The organism is Streptomyces sp. NRRL S-1022, from assembly GCF_000720135.1.
In the GTDB taxonomy this organism is placed as follows: Bacteria; Actinomycetota; Actinomycetes; order Streptomycetales; family Streptomycetaceae; genus Streptomyces.
The window spans coordinates 1-446 of record NZ_JOIU01000123.1; the positions used below are offsets into that span (position 1 = coordinate 1).

At 65.9% G+C, this 446-nt stretch carries 1 protein-coding gene; it reads left to right on the forward strand.

Annotated elements, in window-relative coordinates; genetic code table 11:
- Positions 1-16: 16 nt before the first annotated feature.
- On the forward strand, positions 17-446 hold a 430-nt coding region (locus IG05_RS43200; protein WP_158839165.1), incomplete at its 3' end, for a hypothetical protein.

Here is a 446-nt window from a genome sequence, read left to right on the forward strand (position 1 = left end):
GGTGAGCACCCCGGCTGTGCACGAGAACCGGGAAGGTAAACCGGTCATCCGGCCGCCGTCGGTCGCGGGCCACGTCGTCGAGGTCGTACCGATGGAGCGCGCCGTTGAGGAGGCGCTCGACGAACCCTCGGCCATGATGGCAGCGCTTGACGCGGACATCGCCCTCGCGGACAAGCAGCGCAACACAACCAGAGCGGAGTACCTGCGCGATCTGAGGAGGCGGGCGCAGGAGCAGTACACGGCGTCACCGGTCGCCCTGCTCACCCGCCGCCTCGAAGAGAAGGAGAAGGAGCGCAAGAAGTACGAGGCCGATCACCCGTCCCTCTCCGCCTACTCGCTTGAGCGTGAAGTCGGCACGCTCAAGGCGCAGATCCAGCTGTATGAGGACAACGAACGAGACCGGCTTGCCACATTTGGCGGCGACGTCGCACCCCAAGCCATGACAC